This window comes from Lentzea aerocolonigenes (assembly GCF_000955955.1).
Lineage (GTDB): Bacteria > Actinomycetota > Actinomycetes > Mycobacteriales > Pseudonocardiaceae > Lentzea > Lentzea aerocolonigenes_A.
In genome coordinates this window covers 1-5,167 of sequence record NZ_JYJG01000200.1, presented here as the reverse complement: position 1 = coordinate 5,167, position 5,167 = coordinate 1, and the positions used below count along the sequence as shown (strand labels likewise).

3 protein-coding genes are annotated in these 5,167 nt (G+C 69.0%); 1 reads left to right on the top strand and 2 read right to left on the bottom strand.

Annotated elements, in window-relative coordinates:
• Window positions 1-21: 21 nt before the first annotated feature.
• On the bottom strand, window positions 22-579 hold the full coding sequence (locus UK23_RS25185; protein WP_045314101.1) for a superoxide dismutase family protein: 558 nt from the start codon (window positions 577-579) through the stop codon (window positions 22-24).
• 36 nt (window positions 580-615) lie between these two features.
• Window positions 616-3,009, bottom strand: coding sequence for a hypothetical protein (locus tag UK23_RS25180; protein WP_156213373.1), 2,394 nt, complete (start codon window positions 3,007-3,009; stop codon window positions 616-618).
• 119 nt (window positions 3,010-3,128) lie between these two features.
• On the opposite strand from UK23_RS25180, the gene UK23_RS25175 reads away from it, so the two are divergent.
• Window positions 3,129-5,003: a S41 family peptidase gene (locus tag UK23_RS25175; RefSeq protein ID WP_045314099.1), complete on the top strand. Its 1,875-nt coding sequence runs from the start codon at window positions 3,129-3,131 to the stop codon at window positions 5,001-5,003.
• Window positions 5,004-5,167 lie beyond the last annotated feature (164 nt).

Genomic DNA, 5,167 nt, shown 5'->3' with positions numbered 1-5,167 from the left:
GATGAAGGTTCCCTTCATCGTTCAGAACTGGGCGGTGAGGCAGGCGAGGCGGTCACCGGCGGTGCCCGCCTTGCCGTGCTCGGTGCTGGAGTGCGTCGCGTGGATGATCACGGCGTTCGCCTCGCCCTTGCGGAACTCCCACTTCACCGTCGCCTTGCCGGTCGCGGCACCCTGCGCGTCCGTGGTGAAGTCGAGCCAGATCTCGTTCTCCGCGTTGGCGTACCCGGGATCGACGCTCGGCGTGACCGGGTCCTTCTCGTTCTGGTAGTGCGGGCCCGAGTCGGCCGGCTTCGCACCGCACGGCTTGGTGTGCACGTGCGAGCCGTACTTCGTGTTCGGCAGCAGACCGGACACCTTCAGCTCGACCGTCGTCCGTCCGTTCTCGACCGACGAGCCGGTGGAGAGCTTGGCGCCCACCGGGATCCGCTTGACGTCGTAGGTGATGCCCTTCGGCTGGTCACCGGACGCGGCAGGCGCGGCCAGCGAGGTTTCCGCCACCGGCTTGATCTCAGGCGCCGCAGGAGCGGGGGCTTCGCTCGAACAAGCGGCCAGTCCACCGGTGAGCAGTACGGCACCCACGAGGGCACCACAGTCGTGCGCATGTCTCTCCTCAAGTCAACTGCGTTCCAGGTTCCCACCCCCACCACGTTCACCATCGGGTGACCGGTTCAGATCAATTGAGACGAGGTCGCTGAGCGCTTCTCGATACGCCTCGCACAAGTGATAACCGCCGTGAGTCTCCACTTTGTCCGGTGAGCCGTCCGTCTCATTTGCACGGCGATCAAGAGCGTTGTCCTCCCAGCCGTGCACCGGGAAGCCGAGGTAGTCGGTGCGGCGCCACAGGTTTATCCAGTTCGGGCCCAGCAACGACGAAAGCCCGCGATCCGGGGAAGCGCCAGGCGCCCGCCGCCACGGATCGCACGAGAACAGCGCGCCCGCACGGACTTCCGGCGTACCCAGAACAGAAGGCCCGAGCAGTTCGGGGAAGATCCGCCCGAAGTACGGCCTCAGCTGCACGCCGTACGTCAGCAGCTGCACCCGGCCCAAATACCCCTCCGGCAACGCGTACAGCGCCGCGACGGCCAGCACGGCGCCCAGACTGTGCGCGGACAGCACCACGCGGTTGTCCTCGGAGTCGTCCAGGAACTCGCGCGTCCGGTCGGCGATCTCCGGCACCGCGCGCTCGGCATAGCAGGGCGGCGCGAACGGATGCGCCGTGCGCGGCAGGAAGCACATGAGGTCCCACAACAGCCCGAGCGGCCGCCGGTTCGTCAGCATCCCGGCACCGACGAACGACCCGATCACCGCGACCCCGGCGAGCCCGGTGACCCAGTCGCCCTTGCCCAGCACCCACGTCACACCGGGCCACTGCGACCACGCCGGCGCGTCGAACGTGAGGTAGCAGGTCGTGATCAGCGCGAGCACACCGGAGACGGACAGCACGCCGATGACGTTCTCGGCCCGGTGCGTGACGGCGACGACGTGCCGCACCCGCACGACGAGCACCTCTGCCTCGGTGTCCAGCACCGCGGGTTTGAGAAGCCGCGACAACAGCGTGAACGCCTCCGCGAGCACCAGCAGCACCAACGGAACCAGCGCCACCGCGAAAGCCGCGCTGAACCAGGAGTAGAACGACGGCGCCCGCAAGCCCGTCCCGGCCCAGCCGCGGAACGTCAGCACCAGCACCGTCGACAGCATCATCGACGTGGTCAGCGACAACCCCAGCAGCACACCGGGTCCGGCACCGCGCCAGGCCTGCCACTCGTCACCGGCACGCGGTCGCGCCCGCCACGCGAACACCCCACCGACGACCGCGGCGCCGATCCACGCCGGCGAAAACCAATACGTCGCAACCATGAACCCGGCGAACAACACCACGAACACCAGCGGCCCCTTGGCGTCGGTGCGCCGCCACGCCCACGCCGCCAGCACCGAACCGAGCAGCGCCACCGCGACGACCGGCGGCCCCCATGACGTCAGCCACAGCGGCCGGTCGAACACCGGCTCGATCGAATACACCGCGAACCCGTGCGCCACCAGCACGATCACCGCCGAGATCATCAGCAGCCACGACCACAGGCCGCCCTTCTCGGTCGACGGCACGTCCGGGCAGTCCGTCGCGGTCACCACCACGCGGCCCGTCACCGTCGCCAGCAGCCCGCCCGCGAGCACGGTGAGCACCAGGAAGAACGCGTGGTGCCACAACTGCGTGCTCGTCACCAGCACGACCACGCAACAGCCCGCCGCGATGTGCAGGCGCGTGAGCCGGCGGATCCGCGGACTGCCCTCCCACATCGACGACCGGCTGAGCATCACGCCCGCACGCCGTTGAGGCGAGCGGCGCATGGTCGTCATCTCGTACCTGCTGCGGGACAACGACGTCAGCGCCAGCAACCCCAGCAGCAGCAACACCGGCACGGCGGAAGCGGCGAGAACCCTGATGTGCCGCGCGGGATCGCCGAGGAGATCGAGGAACTCCGGCAGCCGTTTGCACGTCGTGCCCGGCAACGAGCACTGGATCGCGTAGATGTCGATCGCGACCTCGCACACCGCGAGCACCAGCAGAACCGTCAGCCCCAGGCCGAACAACCGGGTCGAAGCCGCGCCGCGCCCGGCGTTCCACCACGCCATCCGTTTGGTGGCCGGAATCGAGTCGTCGGGGAGTTTCCGGGACCAGTAGGCGACGTTCGCGAGACCGAACGGGAGCAGCAACGCCCATCCGATGCGCCCCAACACGTTCGCGAGCACCGACGGCACCCCGCTGCCAGGAACACCCGGACTGCTGCGCGCCATGCCGCCCCACGAGTACGCCTCGCGCCGCACGTCGCCGGACACCCGGCCGGGGTGATCCGGTGGCAGTTCGGCGACCTTGTCCGGCTTCGGGCGCCAGAAGCTGCCGAACCTGTCGCCGCGGAACTGCTCCACGGCGTGGTCGGGGAGCGCCAGCATCGCCGTCGGGGGCGTGTTGTTGACCCCGTGGATGCGCAGTTCCAAGGTCCGCGGACTCATGGTGGCCTCCCCTTTACTCCAGTTGTCGTCCTGAAAACTGCTCCGATTAGCGGCCGAACGGGTGAAAAAGGTGTATCCAGACGGCCTGGAAAGCCTCTACTTGGCAAGGAGGCCCCACCATGACCGCAACCGCTCACCCGAACGTCGCAAACTCCGTCGGACTCGCCGAGTTCCTCGCCACCGCGGGCACGCTCACCCTGGCTCAGCGCAAGCTCCTCGTCGACCAGGCCCTGATCCTGCTGGAACAGAACTACGCGCACCTGCCGCTCAAAGTCGCCATGCACGCGGTGAACCCCGTGCAAAGACTCAGGGTCTTACGAGCCAGACTCGAACGGCAGACCGACGCCACCGCCGAGCCGGAGTGGCAGTTCCACCGCGAGCTGTCCTCGACCTTCCACTCGGTCCGCGACCTGCACACGAACTACCTGCTGCCCGCGCCGTTCGCGGGCAAGATCGCCTTCCTGCCGTTCCAGCTGGAGCGCTGCTTCGCCGCGGACGGCACCGAGCAGTACCTCGTCGCGCGCACGGTCGCGGACTTCAACGGTCTCGCCATCGGTGCCGAGGTGACGCACTGGAACGGCATGCCGATCGCCCGCGCCGTGGCGTTGAACGGCGCGATCTTCGCCGGCAGCAACACCGCCGCGAACCTCGCGCGCGGCCTCGAGTCGCTCACGTTGCGCCCCTTGGTGATCCAGCTCCCGCCCGACGAGGACTGGGTCGTCGTCACGTTCCAGGGCGCGGCCGGCGCCGAGGACATCCGCGTCGACTGGCAGGTGACGGACAACCTGCCGCCGATGACCGACGTCGACTCGCTGTCGCCCGCCGCGGCCGCGCAGGGCGTCGACCTGGACTCGGACGAGAAGGCGCGCGCCAAGAAGTTGTTGCACGCGCCCAAGGTCATCGCCGCCGAGGCCTCCGGTGAGGCGGTCGCGATGAGCGTGACGGACGTGGCGACGACGATGCCCGGCGTGTTCCGGGCGCGTCCCGTCGTGACGCCGTCCGGCACCTTCGGGCACCTGCGGATCTTCACGTTCAGCGTGGACGACCCCGAGGGGTTCCTGAAGGAGTTCGTGCGGCTCGCGGCTCTGCTGCCGCAGAACGGACTCATCGTCGACGTGCGGGACAACGGCGGCGGCCACATCTTCGCCTCCGAGTTCCTGCTGCAGACGATGACTCCCCGCAGCATCTCCCCGGAGCCCGTGCAGTTCCTGAGCACACCGCTGAACCTGCGCATCTGCCGCCGCCACGCGGACGACCCGACCGGCCAGATCGACCTCGGCCCGTGGTTCCCGTCGCTCGACAGCTCGACCGAGACGGGCCAGGCGTTCTCCTGCGCCCACACCATCAGCCCGGTCGACGGCGCGAACGCGGTCGGCCAGACCTACCACGGCCCGGTCCTGCTGATCACCGACGCGCGGGTCTACTCCGCGACCGACATCTTCGCCGCGGGCTGGGCCGACCACGAGCTGGGCCCGATCCTCGGCGTGGACGACAACACCGGCGCGGGCGGCGCGAACGTGTGGACGCACGGGTTGCTGATGCAGCTGCTGAAGATCCCGGCGCCGGGCGACCCCGAGTCGCCGTACAAGCCGTTGCCCAACAAGGCGAACATGCGCGTGTCGATCCGCCGCACGCTGCGCGTCGGCAAGCTTTCCGGTACGCCCGTCGAGGATCTGGGCGTGCGGCCGACGCACCAGCACAAGCTGACGCGCGCGGATCTGCTGGAAGGCAACGTCGATCTGCTCGCGCGGGCCGGATCGTTGCTCGCCGCGCTGCCGGTGCGGCGGCTCGGCGTGGCGGTCGCGGGAACGACCGTCTCACTGGACACCGTGAACCTCGACCGGGTGGACATCTACGTCGACGGCCGCCCGGCCACCTCGCTGGACGTCACCGACGGCGCGCACACCGCGACGTTGAGCACGACCGGCACCGAGGTGCGGGTCGAGGGGTTCTCGGAAGGCCAGCTGGTGGCCGCGCGCAAGGTCGCCAGCTGACAGGGCGGGCGCTTCCGGTGACTCCATGACCGGAAGCGCCCGCTCGTGTTTTCTTCGCTGTGCCTGTTACTTCTTGGTGCCCACTACTTCTTGGTGAAGGTGAAGGCGCGGTCGGTGGCCAGAGCCGCCAGCTGCGCCTCGGTGCCCTGCGTCCAGCTCTGGAC